This window comes from Bradyrhizobium genomosp. III (assembly GCF_000261705.1).
Lineage (GTDB): Bacteria > Pseudomonadota > Alphaproteobacteria > Rhizobiales > Xanthobacteraceae > Bradyrhizobium > Bradyrhizobium ottawaense.
Map to the genome: position 1 here is coordinate 1 of NZ_AJQF01000159.1, position 21,394 is coordinate 21,394.

At 63.9% G+C, this 21,394-nt stretch carries 15 protein-coding genes; 13 read left to right on the top strand and 2 right to left on the bottom strand.

Translation table 11 applies throughout. The features are described 5' to 3' along the window. The first annotated feature begins 224 nt into the window (after positions 1-224). Genes IC66_RS0113540 through IC66_RS0113550 form a run of 3 tightly spaced genes read left to right on the top strand, consistent with a single transcriptional unit; the run spans position 225 to position 5,152 of the window. Positions 225-2,978 carry a decarboxylase gene (locus IC66_RS0113540; RefSeq protein ID WP_038947992.1) on the top strand — a complete coding sequence of 918 codons (2,754 nt, stop codon included), beginning with the start codon at positions 225-227 and terminating at the stop codon, positions 2,976-2,978. An 18-nt stretch (positions 2,979-2,996) separates the two neighbouring features. After that, positions 2,997-4,697, top strand: coding sequence for an aspartate:alanine exchanger family transporter (locus IC66_RS0113545; protein ID WP_028142530.1), 1,701 nt, complete (start codon positions 2,997-2,999; stop codon positions 4,695-4,697). A 20-nt stretch (positions 4,698-4,717) separates the two neighbouring features. After that, positions 4,718-5,152 (top strand): hypothetical protein, encoded by a 435-nt coding sequence (locus IC66_RS0113550; protein WP_028142531.1) that lies wholly within the window; start codon positions 4,718-4,720, stop codon positions 5,150-5,152. A gap of 44 nt (positions 5,153-5,196) precedes the next feature. Here IC66_RS0113550 and ppk2 read toward each other — a convergent pair whose 3' ends face one another. Further along, on the bottom strand, positions 5,197-5,997 hold the full coding sequence (gene ppk2, locus IC66_RS0113555) for a polyphosphate kinase 2 (protein ID WP_028142532.1): 801 nt from the start codon (positions 5,995-5,997) through the stop codon (positions 5,197-5,199). Positions 5,998-6,037: 40 nt separating this feature from the next. Further along, complete coding sequence (locus IC66_RS0113560; protein WP_028142533.1) at positions 6,038-6,490, bottom strand: hypothetical protein; 453 nt, start codon at positions 6,488-6,490, stop codon at positions 6,038-6,040. Positions 6,491-6,653: 163 nt separating this feature from the next. On the opposite strand from IC66_RS0113560, the gene IC66_RS0113565 reads away from it, so the two are divergent. The 10 genes from IC66_RS0113565 to IC66_RS0113610 all read left to right on the top strand — a co-directional run bounded on the left by IC66_RS0113565 (position 6,654) and on the right by IC66_RS0113610 (position 21,270). Next, positions 6,654-7,070, top strand: coding sequence for a hypothetical protein (locus IC66_RS0113565; protein ID WP_049801703.1), 417 nt, complete (start codon positions 6,654-6,656; stop codon positions 7,068-7,070). Beyond that, the gene (locus tag IC66_RS0113570) at positions 7,063-8,295 is read left to right on the top strand and encodes an HlyD family secretion protein (RefSeq protein ID WP_028142535.1); all 1,233 of its coding nucleotides are present in this window, start codon (positions 7,063-7,065) and stop codon (positions 8,293-8,295) included. The genes IC66_RS0113565 and IC66_RS0113570 overlap by 8 nt, the downstream gene beginning before the upstream one ends. Positions 8,296-8,383: 88 nt before the next feature. After that, positions 8,384-10,276 carry a sensor histidine kinase gene (locus IC66_RS0113575; protein ID WP_038947993.1) on the top strand — a complete coding sequence of 631 codons (1,893 nt, stop codon included), beginning with the start codon at positions 8,384-8,386 and terminating at the stop codon, positions 10,274-10,276. Between the two features lie 194 nt (positions 10,277-10,470). Next, positions 10,471-12,150 carry a DUF3300 domain-containing protein gene (locus IC66_RS0113580; RefSeq protein ID WP_038947994.1) on the top strand — a complete coding sequence of 560 codons (1,680 nt, stop codon included), beginning with the start codon at positions 10,471-10,473 and terminating at the stop codon, positions 12,148-12,150. Continuing rightward, positions 12,147-13,058, top strand: coding sequence for a DUF2950 domain-containing protein (locus IC66_RS0113585; protein ID WP_028142538.1), 912 nt, complete (start codon positions 12,147-12,149; stop codon positions 13,056-13,058). The genes IC66_RS0113580 and IC66_RS0113585 overlap by 4 nt, the downstream gene beginning before the upstream one ends. Then, positions 13,042-13,518 (top strand): hypothetical protein, encoded by a 477-nt coding sequence (locus tag IC66_RS0113590; protein WP_038947995.1) that lies wholly within the window; start codon positions 13,042-13,044, stop codon positions 13,516-13,518. Before IC66_RS0113585 ends, IC66_RS0113590 begins: the two co-directional genes overlap by 17 nt. A 784-nt stretch (positions 13,519-14,302) precedes the next feature. Then, on the top strand, positions 14,303-16,231 hold the full coding sequence (locus IC66_RS0113595; protein WP_390887033.1) for a TonB-dependent receptor: 1,929 nt from the start codon (positions 14,303-14,305) through the stop codon (positions 16,229-16,231). A 200-nt stretch (positions 16,232-16,431) separates the two neighbouring features. Next, positions 16,432-17,511: a HoxN/HupN/NixA family nickel/cobalt transporter gene (locus IC66_RS0113600; RefSeq protein ID WP_038947997.1), complete on the top strand. Its 1,080-nt coding sequence runs from the start codon at positions 16,432-16,434 to the stop codon at positions 17,509-17,511. After that, positions 17,492-19,804 (top strand): TonB-dependent receptor, encoded by a 2,313-nt coding sequence (locus IC66_RS0113605; RefSeq protein ID WP_038947998.1) that lies wholly within the window; start codon positions 17,492-17,494, stop codon positions 19,802-19,804. Before IC66_RS0113600 ends, IC66_RS0113605 begins: the two co-directional genes overlap by 20 nt. Before the next feature lie 146 nt (positions 19,805-19,950). Next, positions 19,951-21,270 carry a DUF3422 domain-containing protein gene (locus IC66_RS0113610; RefSeq protein WP_038947999.1) on the top strand — a complete coding sequence of 440 codons (1,320 nt, stop codon included), beginning with the start codon at positions 19,951-19,953 and terminating at the stop codon, positions 21,268-21,270. Positions 21,271-21,394: the final 124 nt, after the last annotated feature.

Consider the following 21,394-nt stretch of genomic DNA (forward strand, 5'->3'; position numbering starts at 1 on the left):
CTCGGCGACGAGCAGGCCGTGACGGCGCAGCGGACGGCCTGAGCGGGCGTGTTGCAATGCGAATGACCGCTGCGGCCGACGGTCTCGCCAGAATGCGCCCGACCGTTGACTTGGATCAATGGAGCCACCGGCGCCGAACTCACGATCACGCTCATCTTCGCCCAATTGGCATCAAATGACCATCGAGTGACCATCAAGGCACCGCCGAGGATCGGGAGAGACACATGTCCAAGGACACCAAGCCGGCGCAAAAGCGCATCGATCAGTTCTTCTCCGGGCCCGGCGCGCGGGCGGATGACTGGCGCGACCTCGTGGAGGCCGCGAAGGCGTGGGCTCGGGTCGGCAATCGCGCGGTCTACGATACGGCACTGGCCGATCTTGCGGTGACGGAGGAGTTTTACGGCTATCCTGGCCTGCACCTGATGGCGGCACTGCGGGAAGCGGCCTCAGCAGGCGATGGGGCAACGTCGCTGGCCCTTGCGACGCGGATTACCCAGGCACTTGCGACGCGGTCTTTCCGGCAGCATGCCGGCGACTGGAGCGCGAAGGATGATGGTAATGGCGACGCGCCCGAGCTGGTGCCACCGACGTTCGGTGCGCATACGGCACGCCGGCCCTATTTCGAAACCCTGATCGTGACCGGCGTGTCGTCAAGTCAGTGGCCGGCGCTCGCCGCCGAATGGCGCAAGTTGCGGCGTCCAATCGATGGCTTCATCTATGAGCCCGTCGTCGTCGGCAGCCTGGAAGACGCATTCTGCGCGACCATGCTCAATCCCAATATCGCGGCCGTCATCATCAACGAAGGCTTCGGGCTGCGCTCGCGCCACAATGCACCCGTGCTGCGCTCGATCACGGCTTCGGCCGGCCTCAACGACGAGTCCGACGCCTCCGCGCTCCGGCTCGCCCAAATCATCAAGCGCGTCCGACCCGAGCTCGACCTCTACATGATCTCGAACCGCGACGTCGAGGAGTTGGCTGGAAACCCTGAAGCCAACGTCGTTCGCCGCATCTTCTACTCCGTCGAGGAGCTCCTCGAGCTGCATCTGTCCATCCTCGAAGGCATTCAGGATCGCTACGACACCCCGTTCTTCGACAATCTGAAGAAATATGCGCAGCGTCCGATCGGCACGTTCCATGCGTTGCCGATCGCCCGCGGAAAGTCGATCTTCAAGTCCGACTGGATCCGCGACATGGGCGAATTCTACGGGCCGAACCTGTTCCTGGCCGAGAGCAGCGCCACCACGGGCGGCCTCGACAGCATGCTGGAGCCGACCGGCAACATCAAGAAGGCGCAGGAGAAAGCGGCGAGGGCGCTCGGCGCTGACCGCGTCTTCTTCGTCACCAACGGCACCTCGACATCGAACAAGATGGCGGTGCAGGCGCTGCTCGCGCCGGGCGACATCGCGATCGTCGATCGCAACTGCCACAAGTCGCACCACTATGGAATGGTTCTGGCCGGTGCGCAGCCGCTTTACGTCGAAGCCTTCCCGATGACGGAATACTCGATGTACGGCGCGGTGCCGCTGAAGACGATCAAGCAGGCGCTGCTCGGCGCCAGGGCCGACGGCCGGCTCGACCGCGTCAAGATGATCGACCTCACCAACTGCACCTTCGACGGCCACATCTACAACACCCGCCGGGTGATGGAGGAATGTCTCGCTATCAAGCCGGACCTGATCTTCCTCTGGGACGAGGCCTGGTTCGGCTTCGCGCGCTTCTCGCCGTTCCTGCGCCGCCGCACCGCCATGGGGGCGGCGAACGAGATCGAGGCGTGGATGCACGACCCGAAGTCGGTCGCGACCTATGAGAAGCAGCAGGCCGAACTCGGCAAGAGCCCGTCGGACGAGATGCTGCTCAAGACCCGGCTGATTCCCGATCCCAGGCAGATCCGGCTGCGGGTCTACCAGACCAACTCGACCCACAAGTCGATGTCGGCGATCCGCCAGGGCTCCATGCTCTCGGTCAAGGACGTCGAATTCCACACGGTCGAACAGCAGTTCAAGGAGGCCGTGTTCACCCACGCTTCCACCAGCCCGAACCAGCAACTCATCGCCAGCCTCGATATATCGCGGCGGCAGATGGAACTGGAAGGTTACGGCCTCGTGGCCAATGCGATGGAGATCGCGCTTGCCATTCGCCAGGCGGTCAACAACAACCCGCTGATCTCGAAATATTTCCGCATCCTCGGCGCCGACGCCATGGTGCCTGCCCAGTATCGCCAGAGCGGCTTTACCGATTATCTCGCCGCGGGCGTGAATTGGGTCAACACCCTCAAGAGCCTGGACGAGGACGAGTTCTGCCTCGATCCGACCCGCATGACGTTGGTGTGCGGCATGGCCGGTTATGACGGCACCCAGTTCAAGGGTATCCTCGCCAATGAGTACAACATCCAGGTCAACAAGACCTCGCGCAACTCGGTCCTGGTCCAGTCCAACATCAACAACACCCGCAGCGACGTCGCGCATCTCATCCGCGTCCTCGCCGACATCGCGGGCGAGGTCGATCGCGGGTTGGCGCAGGGCGGTGCCAATGCGAGGAAGACCTTCGAAGCACGGGTCAAGAGCCTGATGACCGACGTGCCTGATCTGCCCAACTTCTCGCATTTCCACCCGAGCTTCCGCGGCGATGCCGGCAGCAAGACCAATGAAGGCGACATTCGCAGCGGCTTTTACGCGGCCTACGACGTGGCGGGTTGCGAGCACATCCGCCTCAATGATCCCGAGATCGATCGCCGGCTCAAGTCGGGACCAGAGCTCGTCTCGGCCAATTTCGTGATCCCGTATCCGCCGGGCTTCCCGATCATGGTGCCCGGTCAGGTCATCACGCAGGAGACCATCGACTTCATGCGCAAGCTCGATGTGAAGGAGATCCACGGCTACGACGCCAAGGAAGGGCTGAAGCTCGTGCGGTCCGAAGCCCTGGCGAAGATCGGACGTCCAAAGCCCAGTGCACAGCCCAAGCTCAAGGCTGCGTCATAAGTCTTGGAAGGGACCAACATGCAGGCGTTTTTCACCTTCCTGCAGCAGAATCCGTACCTGCTGCTGTTCTTTGTCGTCGGCCTCGCCGTCTATATCGGTCGGGCCAGCATCAAGGGGTATGGCCTCGGCATGGTTGCCGGCGCCATCGTGGTCGGCGCCGGCGTCTCGGTGTGGGCGTCGACCTACGGCGTGAAGCTCGAGCTGAACAATTTCGCCAAGAGTCTGTTCTACTATCTCTTCATGTATGGCGTCGGGTTGCGTGTCGGGCCGTCCTTCATCAACAGCCTGAAGGGCGACGGCCTGAAGTTCTGCATCCTCGCGGTGGTATCGAGCGTTATCGGGCTCGCGCTAGTGGTGATCGGCGCCAAGATGTTCTCTCTCCCGCCAGGCGCAGCCGGCGGCATGTTGGCGGGATCGCAGACCATGTCGGCGGCGATCGGCTCGGCCGAGCAGGCCATCACGTCGGGCGTCGTTAAGCTGCCCGAGGGAATGAAGCCTGAGGATGCCTCAGGCATGATCGCGCTGTCCTACGGCATCACCTACATCTGGGGCACCGTCGGCATCATCCTGATCTGCAAATACCTGCCGCGCTGGTGGGGCGTCGATGCCAAGGCCGCCGCGAAGCAGTACGAGCGGGAATTCGGCGTCAAGGATCTGGAAGGCGGCGGCCTGACCGGCTATCGCCAGTTCGGTTTGCGGGCCTACCGGCTGGAAAACCCGGCGACGGTCGGTATGAGCATCGCGAAATTCCGCTCGATAAATCCGGAATACCGGATCGTCAATGTCGGGCGGAACGGCGAGCCGCAAGGCGCGGATGCCGACCTCGTGCTGCAGAAGGGCGACATCGTCGCCCTCGGCGGCTCGACCGAGCACCTCACCGAGAAGATGGGCCTGATCGGTCCGGAGGTCTCGGATGCCAAGACGCTCGGCATTCCCATGGACCAGGCGGACATCCTCATCACCAACAAGGAGATGGTGGGGCGCACCTTCGAGTCCTTCCGTGACACCGCGATCGCCGGCCAGCTGCAGGTCACCAAGGTCGAGCGCGGCGGTGTGCAGATTCCGGCCGGTCTCAAGACCAAGCTGGAGCGGATGGACATCGTCTCCGTGGTCGGCTTGAAGTCTGCCGTCAACGAGCTCGGCGAGATGTGGGGCCGGATCGCCCGGTCCAACACCTCGACCGATCTGCTGACGTTGGCGGTCGGGATGATCATCGGCTTCCTGATCGGCAAGATCGAATTCCCGGCGTTCGGTGCCAAGATCGGCCTCGGCAACGCGGGCGGTCTGTTGCTGTCGGGTGTGATCGTGTCGTCGGTCGTGTCGCGTCTGCGCTTCTTCGGCAACACGCCGAACGCGGCGCGCAACGTGCTGGAGGATCTCGGCCTCGTGGTCTTCGTCGCCATCGTTGGCGTCAATGCCGGCGCGGGGCTGCTGTCGCAGCTCACGGGTGCAGTCGCCTTGAAGATATTCCTCGTCGGCTTCATTGCCTGCACGATCCCGCCGTTCATCGTCTGGGCCATCGGCTTTCACGTCTTCAAGATCAACCCGGCCGTGCTGATGGGCGGCGTTGCCGGCGCGCGGTCGCACTCCGGTCCGTGCCGTGAGGCCGCGGTCGAGATCCAGAGTTCCGTGCCGTGGATCGGATTCCCGGTCGGCTATGCCGTCTCGGGCATCTTGCTCACCGTGTTCGGCTACTTCGCAATGATCCTTGCGCAATGATCAAAAGGGGGAAGAAAGTCATGAAGACACTTGCCGTTGGCGTCGCCCTGGTTGCCTCGATTGCGGCCCTGACCGGTCTCAGCACGCCGTCGCGTGCCGAGACCGGCGAGGTCGCCGTCGTCTTCACCAAGGGCGGCTTCATCGTCGGCGTCGGGGGCGGCGAGGGCGTTCTGCTCCTCCGGGGCAAGAAATATCCCTTCACCGTCTCCGGCATGAGCGTTGGCCTCACGGTCGGGGCATCGACGACCAAGTTCGTCGGCCGGGCGCTCAATCTGAAGGGACCAGCATCCATCGAAGGCTCTTACGCCGTGGGCGGAGCGGGCGGAGCCGTGGCCGCGGGCGCCGGTGCCGTTCAGCTGCAGAACGCCAACGGCGTGATCCTCCAGCTCAGCGGTCCGAGGGTCGGCGCGGAAGTATCGGCGGCGGTCGGCGGCGTCACGATCCGCCTCAAGTGATCCAGACGAGACGGCGGGCTGCGGCAGCGCAGCCCGCTCGCGTCTCAATATCGCTCGGCGACGAAGTTCATCCCCTTCAGGCTGGTCTGGTCATTGTAGCGTCCATTGTCGGAACGCTTCGGCAGCTTGATCTTGTCCTTCTTGATGCGCTTGTAGGGGATGCCGCCCAGAAGGTGGGCGATGCAGTTCAGCCGCGCCTTCCGCTTGTCGTCGGAGCGGATGATATACCAAGGTGCGTCCTTCGTGCTCGTCTTCTTCAGCATCAGGTCGCGCGCCCGCGAATAGTCGTACCACCGCCGATAGGATTCCAGATCCATCGGGCTGAGCTTCCATTGCCGGACGGGATCGTCAATGCGGGCATTGAAGCGGCGCTCCTGCTCGTCCATGCCGACCTCGAGCCAGATCTTGATCAGGATGATGCCGCCGTCGATGACGTATTTCTCCATCTGCGGACACAGCGAGAGGAAGCGCTCGTGCTCGGCGGGAGTGCAGAAGCCCATGACATATTCGACGCCCGCGCGGTTGTACCAGCTCCGGTCGAAGATCACGATCTCGCCGCCGGCCGGAAATTTCTCCATGTAGCGCTGGAAGAACATTTGCGTCTTCTCGCGATCTGACGGCGCGGGCAGGGCGACCACACGAAACACGCGCGGGCTGACCTTCTCGGTAATCGCCTTGATCGTGCCGCCCTTGCCGGCTGCGTCCCGGCCTTCGAACAGCACGATGACCCGGAGCTTATTCTCCCGCACGTAGTCCTGGAGGTGACACAGCTCGACCTGGAGCTTCCCCAGCTCCTTCTCATAGTCCTTCCGCTTCATCTTCTCCGCGGTCCCGTCCTTGGCCATGCCGGTCCTCTCGCTGCTGCGCTCGTCGTCGTCCGGAGGATCAATCGTCCCAGGAAATGGTCACGCCGATATCGCCCGGCACACCGCCGGGGAAATCGATGATCTGGTAGGCGATGCGATAGCCGCGCGGCTTCAGATAATCGGTCCAGAGCTGGAAGATCTCCTTGGGGATGCCGGTCAGCGTGGTCTCCCAGCCCTTTTCCATCTGGTTGATGGCGCGCCCCTTGTCGGTGCAAAGCGAGTTGGGGAAGCGATAGACCAGCACCTCCGTCAGGCCGTTTCGCACCGCACGCTGGATGATGGTCGAGGCGAGTTTGATCTTCTCCTCCTCGCTCTTGCCGGAGGGTTTGCTGAGCCGCTCGATCAGCGCGCGCTTCTCGGCTTCGACCGCGGCGGCGAGGCGGACATACTCCTCGGCCTTCTCGGCCTCCTTGAGAGCGGCTTCCTTCCGAATCTGAGCGGCGTTGGGGATGAGATCGTCGAGGCCGGGCATGGCTGGCGGCTCCTGGTGGTTATCCAATCAGCATCCAGGAAACGCTAGGTCCGGCGGAGGATGTTCCCTTGATTCAAATCAAGCAAACCGCGGCCAGCCCGAACACAATATCGCACATGCGCATTTGATCGGGAGAGACGCCTTGAGCGACCAGCTTCATCCGATGGCTCCGCACCATCTGCCGTTTTATCTGGCGCCGGGGAGCGGGACTGATACGCTGATGGTCGTGATGGGGCTGTTCCTGATCGGCACCGTGCTCTGGGTCGGTACGCTCTATTGGAAGCTGCACAGCCTGCCCGAGCGGATGGCGCACAAATCGCAAAAACTGCAGTTCGAGTTCGTCGCGGTGCTCGGCCTGATCTCGTTGTTCACGCATATGCACATCTTCTGGATCGCGGGCCTCCTGCTCGCGTTGATCGATCTTCCCGATTTCGGCACGCCGCTGCGCAGCATCGCCGGGTCGGTCGAGAAGATTGCAGAGGCAGCGCCTGCCGCCGGTGGCGAAGAGATTCGGACAGAGGCCGCGACGCCTCCCGAACAGAAGCCGGAAGCCGCAAAGAAGGAGCACAGCCATGTTTGAGCTGATGTTCTGCTCGCTGCTGACGATCCTGCCGGACTATCTCTACCGCCGCTACGCCCAGGGCAAGCGTTTCGGCAAGGAGATCACCTTCTTCTCGATCTGGTACGAGCTGCGCTGGGGCATCACCGGCTGCCTGATGCTGACGGTGTCGCTGATCACCATGATCTTCTATTTCCATCCGACGACGTCATCGGCGACGCTCTATTTCCGCACCGTGCCGATCCTGCCGGAAGGCTCCGGCCGCGTTGCCGAGGTCAAGGTCGGCTTCAGCGCGCCGGTGAAGAAGGGCGACGTGCTGTTCACGCTCGACGCATCGAAACAGCAGGCCGCGTTCGAAACCGCCAAGCGGAAGGTCGCGGAGGTCGATGCCGCCATGCAGACGGCGCAGGCCGACGTGGTCAAGGCCGAGGCACAGATCGGGGAAGCGAAGGCGAACTACCAGCAGGCCAAGGACGAGCTCGAGGTCAAGACCGAGCTGCAGCGCCGCAATCCGGGCATCGTTCCGCAGCGTGATATCGACAAGCTCCAGGTTTTGGTCGATCAACGTCAGTCCGGGATCGATGCCGCGACTGCCGCGAAGCAATCCGTATCGATGCAGATCTCCATCCTGCTGCCGGCGCAGAAGGCCAGCGCGGAGGCCGCGCTCGACCAGGCCCAGGTCGATATCGACAAGACCTTCGTCCGCGCCGGTGTCGATGGGCGGGTCGAGCAATTCCTGATCCGTCCCGGCGACGTCGTCAATCAACTCATGCGGCCCGCAGGCGTTCTCATCCCGGAGGGGGCCGGCCGCAAGGTGCTCCAGGCCGGGTTCGGCCAGATCGAGGCACAGGTGATGAAAGAGGGCATGGTGGCGGAAGCGACCTGCATCTCCAGGCCATGGGTGATCATCCCCATGGTGATCACGTCAGTCCAGGACTACATCGCTGCCGGACAATTCCGATCCGGGGAGCAATTGGTCGATCCGCAGAACGCAGTCCGCCCCGGCACCATCCTGGTGTTCCTGGAGCCGCTTTACAAGGGTGGCATCGATGGCGTGACGCCGGGCAGTAGCTGCGTCGTCAATGCCTACACCAGCAACCACGAGGAAATCTCGGCCAAGGGGACTTCGACCAGCCGGAAGATCGCGCTGCATGTCGTCGACGGCGTCGGCCTGGTGCATGCCCTGCTGCTGCGCATCCAGGCGCTCCTGCTGCCGATCCAGACGCTGGTGCTGAGCGGGCATTGAGCTGTGAAGCCGCCCCGGGCCTGTCGCAGCGGTACAATTCCCGCTAGAATTGCCGCGACAGCAGTTGCTGGAGCTGCAAGGATGGAGCATGAGCGGGCCCACGTCCATCTCCAAGGTCAGGCCGAGGGCCGTGGCGGCGCTACTCTGTCTCGCGCTGCTTTTCACCGTGTGCCTGTCAGCCGGGCGAGTTGGTGCAGTCGAGCGGAGCCTCCGCGGCGAGCTGAAGCGCGTCCTGATATTGCATTCTTTCGGCCGTGATTTTCGGCCGTGGAGCGAGTATGCGCGCGATATCAAGGCCAAGCTCGAACGGCAATCGCCCTGGCCGCTCGACATCCAGGAGCACGCGCTGCTCACCGCGCGCTTCAATAATCCTGGTCCCGAGGCGCCTTTCGTCGACTATCTGCAGTCGCTGTACCACGGAGCGATGCCCGACATCGTATTGAGCATCGGCGCGCCGGCGGCCCGGTTTGCGCAGAAATACCGCGGAAGACTGTTCCCTGATGTGCCATTGATTTTCTCCGCGGTCGAGCATCGGCTGATCAATCGCGTCGATCTCAGCGACAACGACGTCGTCGTGGCGATCCGCAACGATTTCATGGCCGCGTTCGGCAACATCCTTCAGGTTCTGCCGGACACCAAGTCGATTGCGGTCGTGATCGGCGCATCGCCGCTCGAGAAGTTCTGGGTAGAGGAGGTGAAGCGGGAACTGCAACCTTTGGGAGAAGGGATTGAGCTGGTCTGGTACTCGGACCTGTCATTCGAGGAAATCCTGAAACGCGCATCAAGGCTGCCGCCGCACACCGCGCTGTTCTGGGGACTGATGTCGGTCGATGCGGCCGGGGTCGTCCACGAGAGCGACATCGCCTTGCGCAGCCTGTACGCGGCCGCGAATGCCCCGATCTTCTCCTACCAGGAGCCGTTCTTCGGTGACGGCACCGTCGGGGGACCGATGCATATGATCGCGGAAACGAGCTCCCGGACCGTCAGTGCCGCGATTGGCATTCTCGGCGGCGCGAAACCAGCGAGCATCAGTTACGATCCGATCGGATTCGCCGCGCCGAGATATGATTGGCGCCAATTGCAGCACTGGGGCATCAGCGAGAGCCGTTTGCCTCCCGGCAGCGAAATCGTGTTTCGCGAACAGAGCATCTGGGAGCGCTATCGCTGGCAGATGCTGCTGATCGCGTCCGTGATTCTGGTGCAGGCCGGCCTGATCAGCGGGATGCTGCATGAGCGGCGTCGGCGCCAGGTCGCCGAAGTCGAGTCACGCCAGCGTCTGGCCGAGCTCGCTCACGCCAACCGCTATTCGGCCGTTGGCGAGTTGACCACGTCGATCGCCCATGAGCTGAACCAGCCGCTCGGCTCCATCCTGACCAACGCCGAGACCGCGGAGCTCATGCTCAAGGCCGCTTCGCCCGACATCGACGAGATCCGGCAGATCCTCGCGGACATCAGGCGTGATGATCAGCGGGCGAGCGAAGTCATCCGCAGGCTACGCAGTATTCTGAAAAAGACACCGTTCGAGGTCAAGGACATCGAGCTCAACGATATGGTCCGCGAAGCGATCGGCCTTGTGCGGGCTGTCGCCGGCGGACGCCGGATCACATTGATCTACACGCCCGCTTTGGCTGACCTGCATGTCAGAGGTGATCCGATCCAGCTTCAGCAGGTCGTTCTCAACCTCGTCATCAACGCGATGGATGCGATCTTCGACGCCGATCCCGGAAAGCGCCAGGTCAACGTCTCGACCCAGCGCGTCGGCAATGCAGCGGAGATCCGGGTCTCCGATACTGGTCCCGGGATTGCCGCCTCCGACCTCGCCGACGTGTTCGATCCGTTCTTCACGACCAAGCCTCAGGGCATGGGCATGGGGCTCGCGATCGCCAAAACCATCATCGAGGCCCATCACGGCACGATCGCCGCGGCGAACCAGCCTGCGGGCGGGGCGCTGTTCACGATCCAGCTTCCGATCATCCGCTGACAGACGATGTAGCGAGCCGCCAATGCCCCTGGACTGAGGGCGCCGCGCCGGCTCCGGATGGATGCCGGGCTGGTTGAATGACAGTTTGCTCTCGCGCTGCAGCAGCCACGAGGGCCTCGTTTCGTTGATCTCGATCAACAAACGTCTGCGCCCCGGCCCGATCGTCCCACCCTGGAAGTGCAAGGGAGGGTGCAATGTTTCGCTGCGGCAAGACCCTGATGGCGCTTGCGCTCGTCATGGCGACATCGTTCGCCGCAACGGCGCAAACCAACACGACGCCTGCGGCCCCGTCTTCGCAAGCGCAGCCGGCTCCTCCGCCTGCGCCGACGGCCGAGCTTCTGAAGCCGGAGCAGCTCGAGGCCCTGGTAGCGCCGATCGCGCTCTATCCGGACGAGCTCCTTGCCAATGTGCTCGCCGCCTCGACCTATCCGTTGGAGGTGGTGCAGGCCGACCGCTTGCTGAAGGAGCGCAAGACCCTGAAGGGCGATGCGCTGAAGACGGAGGTCGAGAAGCAGGCCTGGGACGACAGCGTCAAGGCGCTGGCCAGCACCGCCGATGTGTTGACCATGATGAGCGACCAGCTCGAATGGACCAAGAAGCTCGGCGATGCCTTTCTCGCCCAGCAGCCCGACGTGATGGATGCGATCCAGCGCCTGCGCAACAAGGCCTATGACAACAGGAAGCTGGTCACGACCAAGCAGCAGAAGGTCAGTGTCCAGTCGCAGGAAGGCAAGCAGGTCGTCGTGATCCAGCAGGCCGACCCCTCGGCGATGTACGTGCCATATTACGATCCGGCGACGGTCTATGGCAGCTGGCCCTATGCGGAGTATCCGCCGTATTATTGGGGCTACCCGTCCTATATCGGTGCCGGCGTGGTCGCGGCCGGCCTCGCCTTCGGCACCGCCTGGGCGATCGGGCGCTGGGGCAATTACTGGGGCGGCGGCTGCAATTGGGGCAACCGCAACGTCTACGTCAATCATCGCACCACCAACATCGGTAACGGCTGGCAGCACAATCCGGCGCATCGCCAGGGCGTGCGCTACAACAACAGCAATGTTCAGCAGCGCTTTGGCAACAACAACCTGAAGGCGGGCGTGTCGGACCGGATGGATTTCCGAGGTCGTGACGGCAACCAGGTGCTGCGTCCCAATCAGGGCGCAGGAGACCGTACGGGCGATCGAGCAGGCGATCGTGCAGGTGATCGCGCGGGCGATCGTGCTGGTGATCGGGCCGGCGATCGTGCGGGTGACCGTGCCGGCAATCGCGGCGATCGGCCGGGCGGTGGTGATCGCGCTGGTGCCGGGGATCGTGCCAAGGGCGGAGGCGACCGGGCCAAGGGTGGCGGCGATCGTGCGAAGGCCGCCAGCCGCCCCAGCGGCGGTGCGGCCAACCGCGGCGGTGGCGGCAATCGCGGCGGCGCGATGAACGTCTCCTCCGGCCGGTCGGCAGCCGCAGCATCTGCGCGCGGACGATCCAGCATGGCGAGCATGCCGCGCGGTGGTGGCGGACCAAGCATGGCTGGCCGCGGCGGAGGTGGCGGAATGGCGATGCGCGGCGGCGGAGGTGGCTTTGGTGGTGGCGGCCGCGGAGGTGGCGGCGGTGGCCGGCGTTCCGACATCGCACTGAAGCACGATGTCGTCCTGCTCGGCTATCTCGCAAGCGGCCTCGGCTACTACCGCTTCAGCTATATCGGCAGCGACAAGAGCTATGTCGGCGTGATGGCACAGGAGGTCGAGCGGGTGGCGCCCGATGCTGTCACGCGCGGCAGCGATGGCTATCTGCGGGTCTACTACGACAAGCTCGGATTGAGATTCCGATCCTACGGTGACTGGCTCGCCAATGGCGCAAAGATCCCTGCGGAGGAATTGCCATGACCGGCTTGAAGTTGCTTCGTCGCGCCGCTCTGCCGGGCATCGTGGCGCTGGCTCTCGTCACCACGGCCCGAGCCCAGCAATCTTATCCGACGCCGGAGGATGCCGCCTCGGCACTTGCGGCGGCGGCCAAGAGCGGTCCACGTGACGTTCTGAAAGTGCTCGGAAGGGCGGGTGATGACATCGTCTCGTCGGGCGACGACGTCGCCGACGCCGATATCCGCGCCCGCTTTGTTTCGATGTACGACGCCAAGCACTCGGTCAGGGCGGAGGGCAACAAGAGGGCGACGCTGGTGCTCGGGCCTGACGATTTCCCGTTCCCGATTCCCCTCGTCAACACCAAGGCAGGCTGGGAGTTCGACACTGACGAGGGACGGATCGAAGTGCTGCGCCGCCGCATCGGCCGTAACGAGCTCGACGCGATCCAGACCGCGCTCGCCTATGTCGACGCGCAGAATGAATATGCCGACAAGGATCGCGGCGAGGGCGCCGGCATCTACGCACAGCGCTTCCTCTCGACGTCGGGCAAGAAGGACGGTCTGTTCTGGCGCGACGACAGGGACCCGAGTCCGCTCGGTCCCCTCGTCGCGGAGGCTTCAGCCGAGGGCTACAAGCCGGGCGAAAGGCTCGCGCCGTATCACGGCTATTACTTCCGCATCCTGAAGGGGCAGGGTTCTGACGCGCCTGGCGGCGCGCTCAATTATGTCGTCAAGGGCAAGATGATCGGCGGCTTCGGGCTGATCGCCTGGCCCGCCGAGTACGGCAATTCCGGTGTGATGACGTTCGTGGTGAACCATGCCGGCACCGTTTACGAGAAGGATTTGGGGGCGAGAACCGAATTCATCGCGCCGCGCACGACCTTGTTCGATCCCGACCAGACTTGGAAGAAAGTCGATGCCGCAAAGCCTTGAACGGATCATGGCATCGCCGCTGCGCCTATGTCGCCTGATTGCGATGATGGTGCTGGTGCTGGTGATGGGCTTCGCAGTGCCGGCTACGCCGTCATTCGCGCAAGCCGCCGGACACGTGCGTGCCAAGATCGTCAAGGCGGGTCTCCTTGTCGGCGGTGGCGCTGGAAGCGGTGTGCTGACCTATCGGGGCAATAAGTATCCCTTCAAAATTACGGGCATGAGCTTCGGCATCACCGCCGGCGCGACGATCGGCCGGCTCGACGGCTGGGCCTCGGGTATCCGCGAGGTCGGCGACTTCGCCGGCACCTACAGCTCCGTCGGCGGCGGCTTCGCTTTGGTCGGGGGCGTCAGCGGCGTCCACCTGCGCAACGAGAAGGGGGTGACGATCGTGATGCAGGGGCCGAAAGCGGGCCTGGAGCTTGCGGCCAACATCAGCCAGATCATGATTTCGCTGAGATAGAGCGTGTCAGCGGCAGATGTCGTCGCGATAAAGGCCACGGCAACGAAGTGATGATGCCGAGGCGTTCCTGACGAGCGCACTCCGAGCAAGCCTTCCCGCGGCATCTTGACCGCACCGATCTGGAATCATCCAAAGCGTATTTGAATCGTTCCAGACATTCTCCTCCCAGTTGGCGATGATCGAGGCATTCTAAGCCGCAGCGCACGCATTTGCGTTGCCGTCACGATGGCGTCTTCTTAAAGAAGCGATGCAGATCGCTGACATTCGGATGTTGCCGCCAAGACGAAGGCAGCAAACGCGCGTGCGCGTCTGCAGAGCAACTGATTGACGGGCCATGCTTGCCGGCCGAGCTCGGATACGAAGAGCTGCTCTTCGATCCATGGTCGTTGCTGGCCAAACGCGGACGCCGCTTCACGGCGCGCTGCGCGCTATTGATGAAGGACTTTCTGGAATGCGACGTGCGGGTGGGGATAAGACGGTAGCTCGCTTTGGTGCGGCGCTGCTGGGTGGTGTGGCGTGGCTGACGTGGTTCGAATCGCCTGCTCAATCCCAAACGCCTCAGGGCGGCAGCTCCCTTCCGCCCGTGACCGTCGAAGCTCCGACGCAACAGTCGGTTCGCCGTGCGCCAACCAGGCGAAACGACGCGCGGGTCCGATCGACCTCACGGCGCGCCCCGCAAGCCCCGACGGTCGCAGTGCAATCGCAACCGGCTGTCGTCCCGCCATTTGCCGGCGGGCAGGTCGCTCAAGGCGCGCGACTTGGGATGCTCGGAAATACCAACACCATGAAGTCACCCTTCAGCGTGACGAGTTACACGGACAAGTTCATTCGGGATCAACAGGCGGCAACGGGTGCGGATGCCCTGATCCTCGATCCCTCCGTGCGAAGTTCCCACCCGACGGGTGGTATCGTCGACTCCTTCAACATACGCGGCTTCCCGATCAACGAAGGCAATAACGGTGAGTTCGCCTTCGAGGGCCTTTACGGAATCGCGCCGACATATCGGATCTTCACGGACTACGTCGAGCGCATCGAAGTGCTCAAGGGTCCCTCGGCCGCGCTCTCGGGCATGGCGCCCAATGGCGGTGTTGGCGGCGTCATCAATGTCGTGCCCAAGCGCGCGGAAGAGGATTTGACCCGCTTGACCGCGAGCTACGGCTCGACCGCACGTTTCGGCGGTCACTGGGATGTTGCGAGGCGCTACGGCGATGGCAAGGAATGGGGCGTACGCGCCAGCGGAAGCGTCCGCGGCGGCGACACGCCCATCGACCGCCAGTCCGAGACGACAGGTGTCGGATCGCTGGCGCTCGACTATCAAGGCGAACGGTTCAGGTCCTGGCTCTATCTCATCGCCCAGACCGATCGGTTCGACGCGCCGTCACGTCCCTTTCTGATGGCTCCCGGCCTGCAGGTGCCGAAGGCGCCGGACGGCAAGCTGAACGTGACCCAGCCCTGGGAATGGTCGCGCATCAACGACCAGTCTGCCTTGCTGCGGACGGAGTACGATCTCACCGAGCAGGTCACGCTGTTCGCGGATGTCGGCGGCTCCAAGACCAATGTCGAGCGGTTCTTCGGTCTCCCGACCATCGTCAACACGAACGGCAATACGACCTCGACGCCCCAGTACTTCGGCCTCAGCATCGATCGAACTACATATGATGGCGGTGTTCGCGCCCGCTTCGATACCGGCTTCGTCCACCATGCCGTCGCCTTCCAGGCCTCGGTCTATCACGACGCGCTGCACCGGCGGCTCACCAATGGCAGTCTGGTCACCTCGAACATCTACAGTCCGACCGTCGCGCCGACGCAGTTCGCGAACGAGATCAGCGACCGCCCTCGGCTCTCGGACAGCGAGCTTACCGGGCTTTCGATTGCCGACACCTTGTCCGTGCTCGATGAGCGCGTCCTGTTGACTTTGGGCGTCCGCCGCCAGGGCATTGAGGCGAACAACTATTCCTCCAATGTCGGGACACCGACGTCGTCCTATGACAAGAGCGCGGTCACCCCCGTGGTCGGCCTGGTCGTCCGTCCCCAGGACAACGTCTCCCTCTACGCGAACTATGTCGAAGGTCTCGCGCGGGGCGACATTGCCCCTCAGGGTACGACGTCCAATTTCGGTGAAGTGCTGCAGCCCTACATCGCCAAGCAGTACGAGGCCGGTATCAAGGTGGAGTTCGGCCGGATCGCGACCACCTTCAGCGCGTTCGAGATATCGAAGGCGAGCGGCGAGTCGTCTGCTGGGCGCTTCGCGGCGACAGGCGAGCAACGTGTCCGCGGGCTCGAATTCAACGTCTACGGCGAACTCTTGCCGGATGTTCGTGTCCTCGGAGGTGTCTCGCTGCTGGACGGCACCCTGACGAAGACCGCCGTCGCGGCCAATGTGGGCAACGCGCCGATCGGCGTTCCGAACATACAGGCCAATATCGGCGCGGAGTGGGACCTCCCGTGGATGAGGGGGCTTACCGTGAATGGAGCAGTGATCTACACGGGCAGGCAGTTCGTCGACTCCGCGAACAAGCAGCCGATTCCCGAGTGGACGCGGCTCGACCTCGGCGCTCGCTACACCACCGCGATCAACGGCAAGAAGACGGTTTTCCGCGCAAACATCCAGAACGTGACCGGTGAGAGTTACTGGTCCAGCGTGGCTTCGTTCGGAACATTCTTCCTGGGAGCACCACGCACATATCTCCTGTCGATGACCGTGGATATGTGACCGCGCACGCGCTTGCGTGAAACGCAGCCCAGCATTCCGCTCCGGCGCTGTGATGCGCCGGACTAAAAAAGTCTCCATGGAATCAACGAGGTGACTTCCATCTCGAGGGCCCTTTCGGCCGCCGGGCCGAAAAGTGGCGCGGCTCTTGCTCTTGCCAGTATGAGGGTTCTTGATAAACGTCATACTGCGGGATCAGGTGGATGGAGCGAGCGGTGAGGCGGACTTTGCGGGCGGTCGAGCCCGGAACGGTGGTGCTGTTCGGAGGGCTGATCGCCGCCAACATCGCCGCATGGGCCTGGGCCTTCGCGCTGTTCGGCGACCGGCCGACGGTGCTGGCGACCGCGCTGCTGGCCTGGGTGTTCGGCCTGCGCCACGCTGTCGATGCCGACCACATCGCCGCCATCGACAACGTCGTGCGCAAGCTGATGCAGACGGGTGGTGCGCCACGCAGCGTCGGCCTCTATTTTGCGCTCGGCCATTCCACCGTCGTCGTGGTGGCTACCATATTGCTTGCGCTCGGCGTGGTGAGCCTGGGCGGCGACAGCCTGCTCAAGGAGATCGGCGGCCTCATCGGCACGTCGGTGTCGGCCCTGTTCCTGCTGGTGATCGCGGCCATCAATCTCGTCATCTTCGTCGGCCTGTGGCGGACGTTTCGCGCTGCCCGGGAGCAGGGCGTCCACGACGCCGAAGGGCTCGAGAGGCTGCTCGCCAATCGCGGCTTCCTCGCGCGACTGCTCGAACCGCTGTTCCGCCTGGTCACAAAACCCTGGCACATGTACCCACTCGGCTTCCTGTTCGGGCTCGGCTTCGACACGGCGACCGAGATCGGCCTGCTCAGCATCTCCGCAACCGAAGCCGCGCGCGGCGCGTCGGTTGCGGACGTGCTGGTCTTCCCTGCACTGTTCGCGTCGGGCATGGCGCTGGTCGACACCGCCGATTCCGCGCTGATGGTGAGCGCCTATCGATGGGCCTTCGTCGATCCTTTGCGAAAGCTCTGGTATAACCTCACGATCACCGGTGCCTCGGTGGCGGTCGCGCTGTTCATCGGCGGTATCGAGGCGCTCGGGCTGATCGCCGACCGGCTCGATCTGTCCGGAGGGATGTGGACGCTGGTCGACGGCCTCAACGAGTCGCTCGCCAATGTCGGCTTTGCCGTGATCGCGCTGTTCGCGGTCGCCTGGCTCGTCTCGGTCGTGCTCTATCGCCGCGTCTTTGCGGACGGCCGGAACCGGGCCGCGACGAAAGCTCTGGCATGCGCCGATGCGACCGAAGTGGCGTGAGGCCTGTCGTGGCGGCGGCGCGCTGACGGCACTCTCGGCCCTGGTTCTGCTCGCGGATGACGGCCGCGCTTTCGCGCAGAGCGAGAGCACCTCACGCGAGCTGCCGCCAATCCAGATCGGCGGCGGCGAGGCGCCGGGGCGCAAGAAGCCGGTCGCATCGCGCCGGGCCGGCAAGCCGTCCCCGGCGGATCACCGCATCCCCGTGTATCCGGCAGCGGCGCAAGCGTCGGATATGCGCAGCGTCGCCTCGGGTGCAAAGGGGCAGCTTGGCATGGCCAGCGAGATCTCCGTCTCGGGCGAGGAGATCAATGCACGTCCTTTCGCGCGGCCGGGCGAAGCGCTCGAAGCCGTGCCGGGTCTCATCGTGACGCAGCATTCCGGCGAGGGCAAAGCCAACCAGTATTTCCTGCGCGGCTATAATCTCGACCACGGTACCGACCTTGCCATCACCGTTGACGGCGTCCCCGTGAACATGCGCACCCACGCGCACGGCCAGGGCTATGCCGATCTCAACTGGCTGATTCCGGAGGCTATCGCAGCAGTGGACGTGCGCAAGGGTCCGTACTTCGCCGACGAAGGCGATTTCGCATCAGTCGGCAGCGTCCATATCGATCTGATCGACCGCACCAGGGGGATAGCGCAGGTGACCGCCGGCAGCTTCGGCTATCGCCGTCTGCTCGGCATGGACTCCGCGAAGGTCGGTGACGGCTCCTTGCTCGTGGCCGGGGAGATCGGGACCTACAACGGCCCATGGGCCAATCCGGACAATGTGCGAAAGCTCAACGGCCTCGTGCGCTACAGCCAGGGCACCGCGACCGACGGCGTCTCCGTCACCGGCATGGCTTACGCCAACAAATGGAATTCGACGGACCAGGTCCCGCAGCGCGCGATCGCATCCGGCTTTCTCGATCGCTTCGGCGCGGAAGATCCAAGCGACGGCGGCAACACCAACCGCTTCGCGCTCTCGGGCCGCATCGCGCAGAGCGACGATCTCGGCTCCTGGAAAGCCAACGCTTATGTCGTGAAGAGCCAGCTCGACCTCTTCAACAATTTCACCTACTACCTCAGCGATCCCGTGCTCGGCGACCAGTTCCACCAGCACGACGATCGCCTGATGGCGGGCGCCAACATCTCGCGCACGCTGAACGGCGCGTTGGCAGGCTTGCCGATGCAGACCACCTTTGGCCTGCAGTCGCGCTATGATGCGATTGATCTCGCGCTCACCAACACCTTCCAGCGAGGCTTCCTTGCCAGCGTTCGCAGCGACAAGGTCGGCGAGGGCAGCGTCGGCGTCTATGCCGAAAACACGGTGCGCTGGACTGACTGGCTCAGGACGACGGTGGGCTGGCGCGGCGACTATTATGCCGCCGACGTCACGTCGCGGTTCAATCCCAACAATTCCGGCCGTACCGACGCCGCGCTCGGCAGCCCGAAATTCAGGATGGTGCTCGGTCCGTTCAACCAGACCGAATTCTTCTTCGGCGCCGGCTACGGCATGCACTCCAACGACGCCCGCGGCGCGACCACGACGGAGGATCCTAGCGACCCCGCGACGAGGCTGACGCCATCGCCGCTCCTGGTGCGCACCAGGGGTGCAGAGGTCGGCGTGCGCAGCAGGATCGTTCCCGGCCTCGACACCTCGCTCAGCCTCTTCATCCTGGATCAGGATTCCGAGATCCTGTTCTCCGGCGATGCCGGGGATACGTCGGCGACCCGCGCCAGCCGCCGCTACGGCTTTGAATGGACCAACCACTACCGGCCCAGATCCTGGATCGACATCGACGCCGATCTCGCAATGACCCATGCACGCTTCTGCGGTCATGACAGCGAGCAGGCGGACGTCTATGCTTCGCTCGCCGGCTATCCCGAGGCGCAGATCGGCAATGCGCCCGGCAACTACATTCCGAACTCGCCCGCGATGGTGGCTTCAGTCGGCGTCACGCTGGGCGAGAGGACCGGCTGGTTCGGGACCTTGCGCTGGCGGTATCTGGCGTCGAGCCCACTGACGGAGGACAACGCGTTCCGTTCCTCTGCGACCAGCATTTTCAACGGCCGCCTCGGCTATCGTATCGACAATGGCTGGCGCCTTCAGCTCGACGTGTTGAACCTCCTCAACACGAGGGCGAACCAGATCAGTTATGCCTATGGCTCGCTGCTCAAGACCGATACGCTCTACAACCTCTGCGCATCGGGTACTGCGCCAACTTCAGTCTGTCAGAACGGCGTGATGGACTACGTGCTGCACCCCGTGGAGCCGTTGACGTTCCGTCTTACCATCGCCGGGACGTTCTAGGTCTGGTCAGGTCGTGGGCGGCGAAAGTCTCCGCGACGAAAAAATGGCCTCGCAACGCGCGATGCGTTGCAGGCGAGGTGTGTTGTGGTAGTGAACGGCCAGGTTGGCGGCACATCGCGGCCTGACAGCGCACCAGGGGACCGTCGATGAACCGTGACCTCGATCTCGCCGACTTCGAACTGCATCCGCAGCGCGGTGCGGTGCTGGCCGAGGTGCATGCACGCCCATTCACCCGGTTGACGGCGCCGGTCACGGTGCTGCGCTTTGCCTTTCTCGGCCAGGGCGAGGTCGCTGCAGCGGACCGGCAGAGCTTCGTGGCATTTTGTATGTCGCACGGGCAGGCGCCGCCGGACGCCGGAACAAAGCATCACCAGGTGACGATCGGTGACACCCAGCTGCGCTGGGAGCAACACTCGGAGTTCAGCACCTTCACCTGGATCCTGAGCAGCCCGCAGACGCCCGCGCGCCGGTTCGGCGAGATCGGTGAAGAGCCGGCCGCGTTGATCCGGTCTCTGCGGCAATCGGGCCAATTGCTGGTCGCCGTCAAGCTCGAGGTCGAGCAGATTTCGGCGGCGCTGGAGCGTGCGCAGCAGCTGTTCGAGAGAGGTAGTCTCGCCATCGCCGCGGTCCGCAGCGGTCCCGCCGTCGTTGCATCCGACTTTCGCACCGATGATCAAGGCTTCGTCCGCATCCTCGTTTGCAACGACGGCCTCTCGCCCGGCCGGCTCGGCGCCCTCGTGCAGCGTGTGCTGGAGATCGAGACCTATCGCACGCTGGCGCTGCTCGGTCTGCCCGCCGCGCTCGAGCTTGCGCCCTCTGTCGACCATATCGGCCGACGGCTCGTCGAAGTGCTCGAGGAGATGCAGGGTGCCGAGGATCTCAAGCTCAACAATCATCTCCTGACGGAACTGACGGCATTGGCGGCTTCGCTCGAAAGGGGAGCTGCCGGCAGCTCGTTCCGGTTCGGCGCCAGCCGCGCCTACAACGACATCGTGCAGGCCCGCCTCGCCGTGATCGAAGGCGGCGAGATCGCGGGCTATCCGACCTGGTCCTCCTTCCTCGCCCGCCGCATGGCACCTGCGATGCGCACCTGCGCGACGATGGAGGACCGGCAGGCGGATCTGTCGATCAAGCTCGCGCGCGCGGCTGATCTGTTGCGCACACGCGTCGATGTCGAGCTCGAGGAGCAGAATCGCGATCTGCTGCGCTCGATGGATGAGCGCACCCGGTTGCAATTGAGGCTGCAGAGCACGGTCGAAGGCTTGTCGGTGGCGGCCATTGGCTATTACGTCGTCAGCCTGTTCGGCTACCTCGCCAAGGGGGCCCACGACGGTGGCCTGCATGTCGAGCCTTCGCTGGCAACCGCGATCTTCGTGCCGGTTGCCGTGGCCGTGGTCTGGATCGTCACCCGCAATATCCGCAGGCGGCACTTGAAGCACGACGAAATGTCGGGCGCTCACGACTGAGGGCGCAAACGAGGCTCTTGCGCTTCGTCGATAAGCGGTTGAAGCGAGGTCGACTGGGAGACGTGGATGAGCCGATCCGACCGAACCGTGCCTGTGTCGCCCTCTGTCAATCCCCGCGCGCAGA

Excerpts from the sequence above, each read along its gene's own strand:
- IC66_RS0113605 (WP_038947998.1), top strand. The coding sequence starts at position 17,492 with ATGCGACCGAAGTGGCGTGAGGCCTGTCGTGGCGGCGGCGCGCTGACG.
- IC66_RS0113570 (WP_028142535.1), top strand. The coding sequence starts at position 7,063 with ATGTTTGAGCTGATGTTCTGCTCGCTGCTGACGATCCTGCCGGACTAT.
- IC66_RS0113540 (WP_038947992.1), top strand. The coding sequence starts at position 225 with ATGTCCAAGGACACCAAGCCGGCGCAAAAGCGCATCGATCAGTTCTTC.
- IC66_RS0113600 (WP_038947997.1), top strand. The coding sequence starts at position 16,432 with ATGGAGCGAGCGGTGAGGCGGACTTTGCGGGCGGTCGAGCCCGGAACG.
- IC66_RS0113590 (WP_038947995.1), top strand. The coding sequence starts at position 13,042 with ATGCCGCAAAGCCTTGAACGGATCATGGCATCGCCGCTGCGCCTATGT.
- IC66_RS0113595 (WP_390887033.1), top strand. The coding sequence starts at position 14,303 with ATGAAGTCACCCTTCAGCGTGACGAGTTACACGGACAAGTTCATTCGG.
- IC66_RS0113560 (WP_028142533.1), bottom strand. The coding sequence starts at position 6,490 with ATGCCCGGCCTCGACGATCTCATCCCCAACGCCGCTCAGATTCGGAAG.
- IC66_RS0113550 (WP_028142531.1), top strand. The coding sequence starts at position 4,718 with ATGAAGACACTTGCCGTTGGCGTCGCCCTGGTTGCCTCGATTGCGGCC.
- IC66_RS0113575 (WP_038947993.1), top strand. The coding sequence starts at position 8,384 with ATGAGCGGGCCCACGTCCATCTCCAAGGTCAGGCCGAGGGCCGTGGCG.
- IC66_RS0113585 (WP_028142538.1), top strand. The coding sequence starts at position 12,147 with ATGACCGGCTTGAAGTTGCTTCGTCGCGCCGCTCTGCCGGGCATCGTG.
- IC66_RS0113565 (WP_049801703.1), top strand. The coding sequence starts at position 6,654 with ATGGCTCCGCACCATCTGCCGTTTTATCTGGCGCCGGGGAGCGGGACT.
- IC66_RS0113580 (WP_038947994.1), top strand. The coding sequence starts at position 10,471 with ATGTTTCGCTGCGGCAAGACCCTGATGGCGCTTGCGCTCGTCATGGCG.
- IC66_RS0113610 (WP_038947999.1), top strand. The coding sequence starts at position 19,951 with ATGAACCGTGACCTCGATCTCGCCGACTTCGAACTGCATCCGCAGCGC.
- IC66_RS0113545 (WP_028142530.1), top strand. The coding sequence starts at position 2,997 with ATGCAGGCGTTTTTCACCTTCCTGCAGCAGAATCCGTACCTGCTGCTG.
- ppk2 (WP_028142532.1), bottom strand. The coding sequence starts at position 5,997 with ATGGCCAAGGACGGGACCGCGGAGAAGATGAAGCGGAAGGACTATGAG.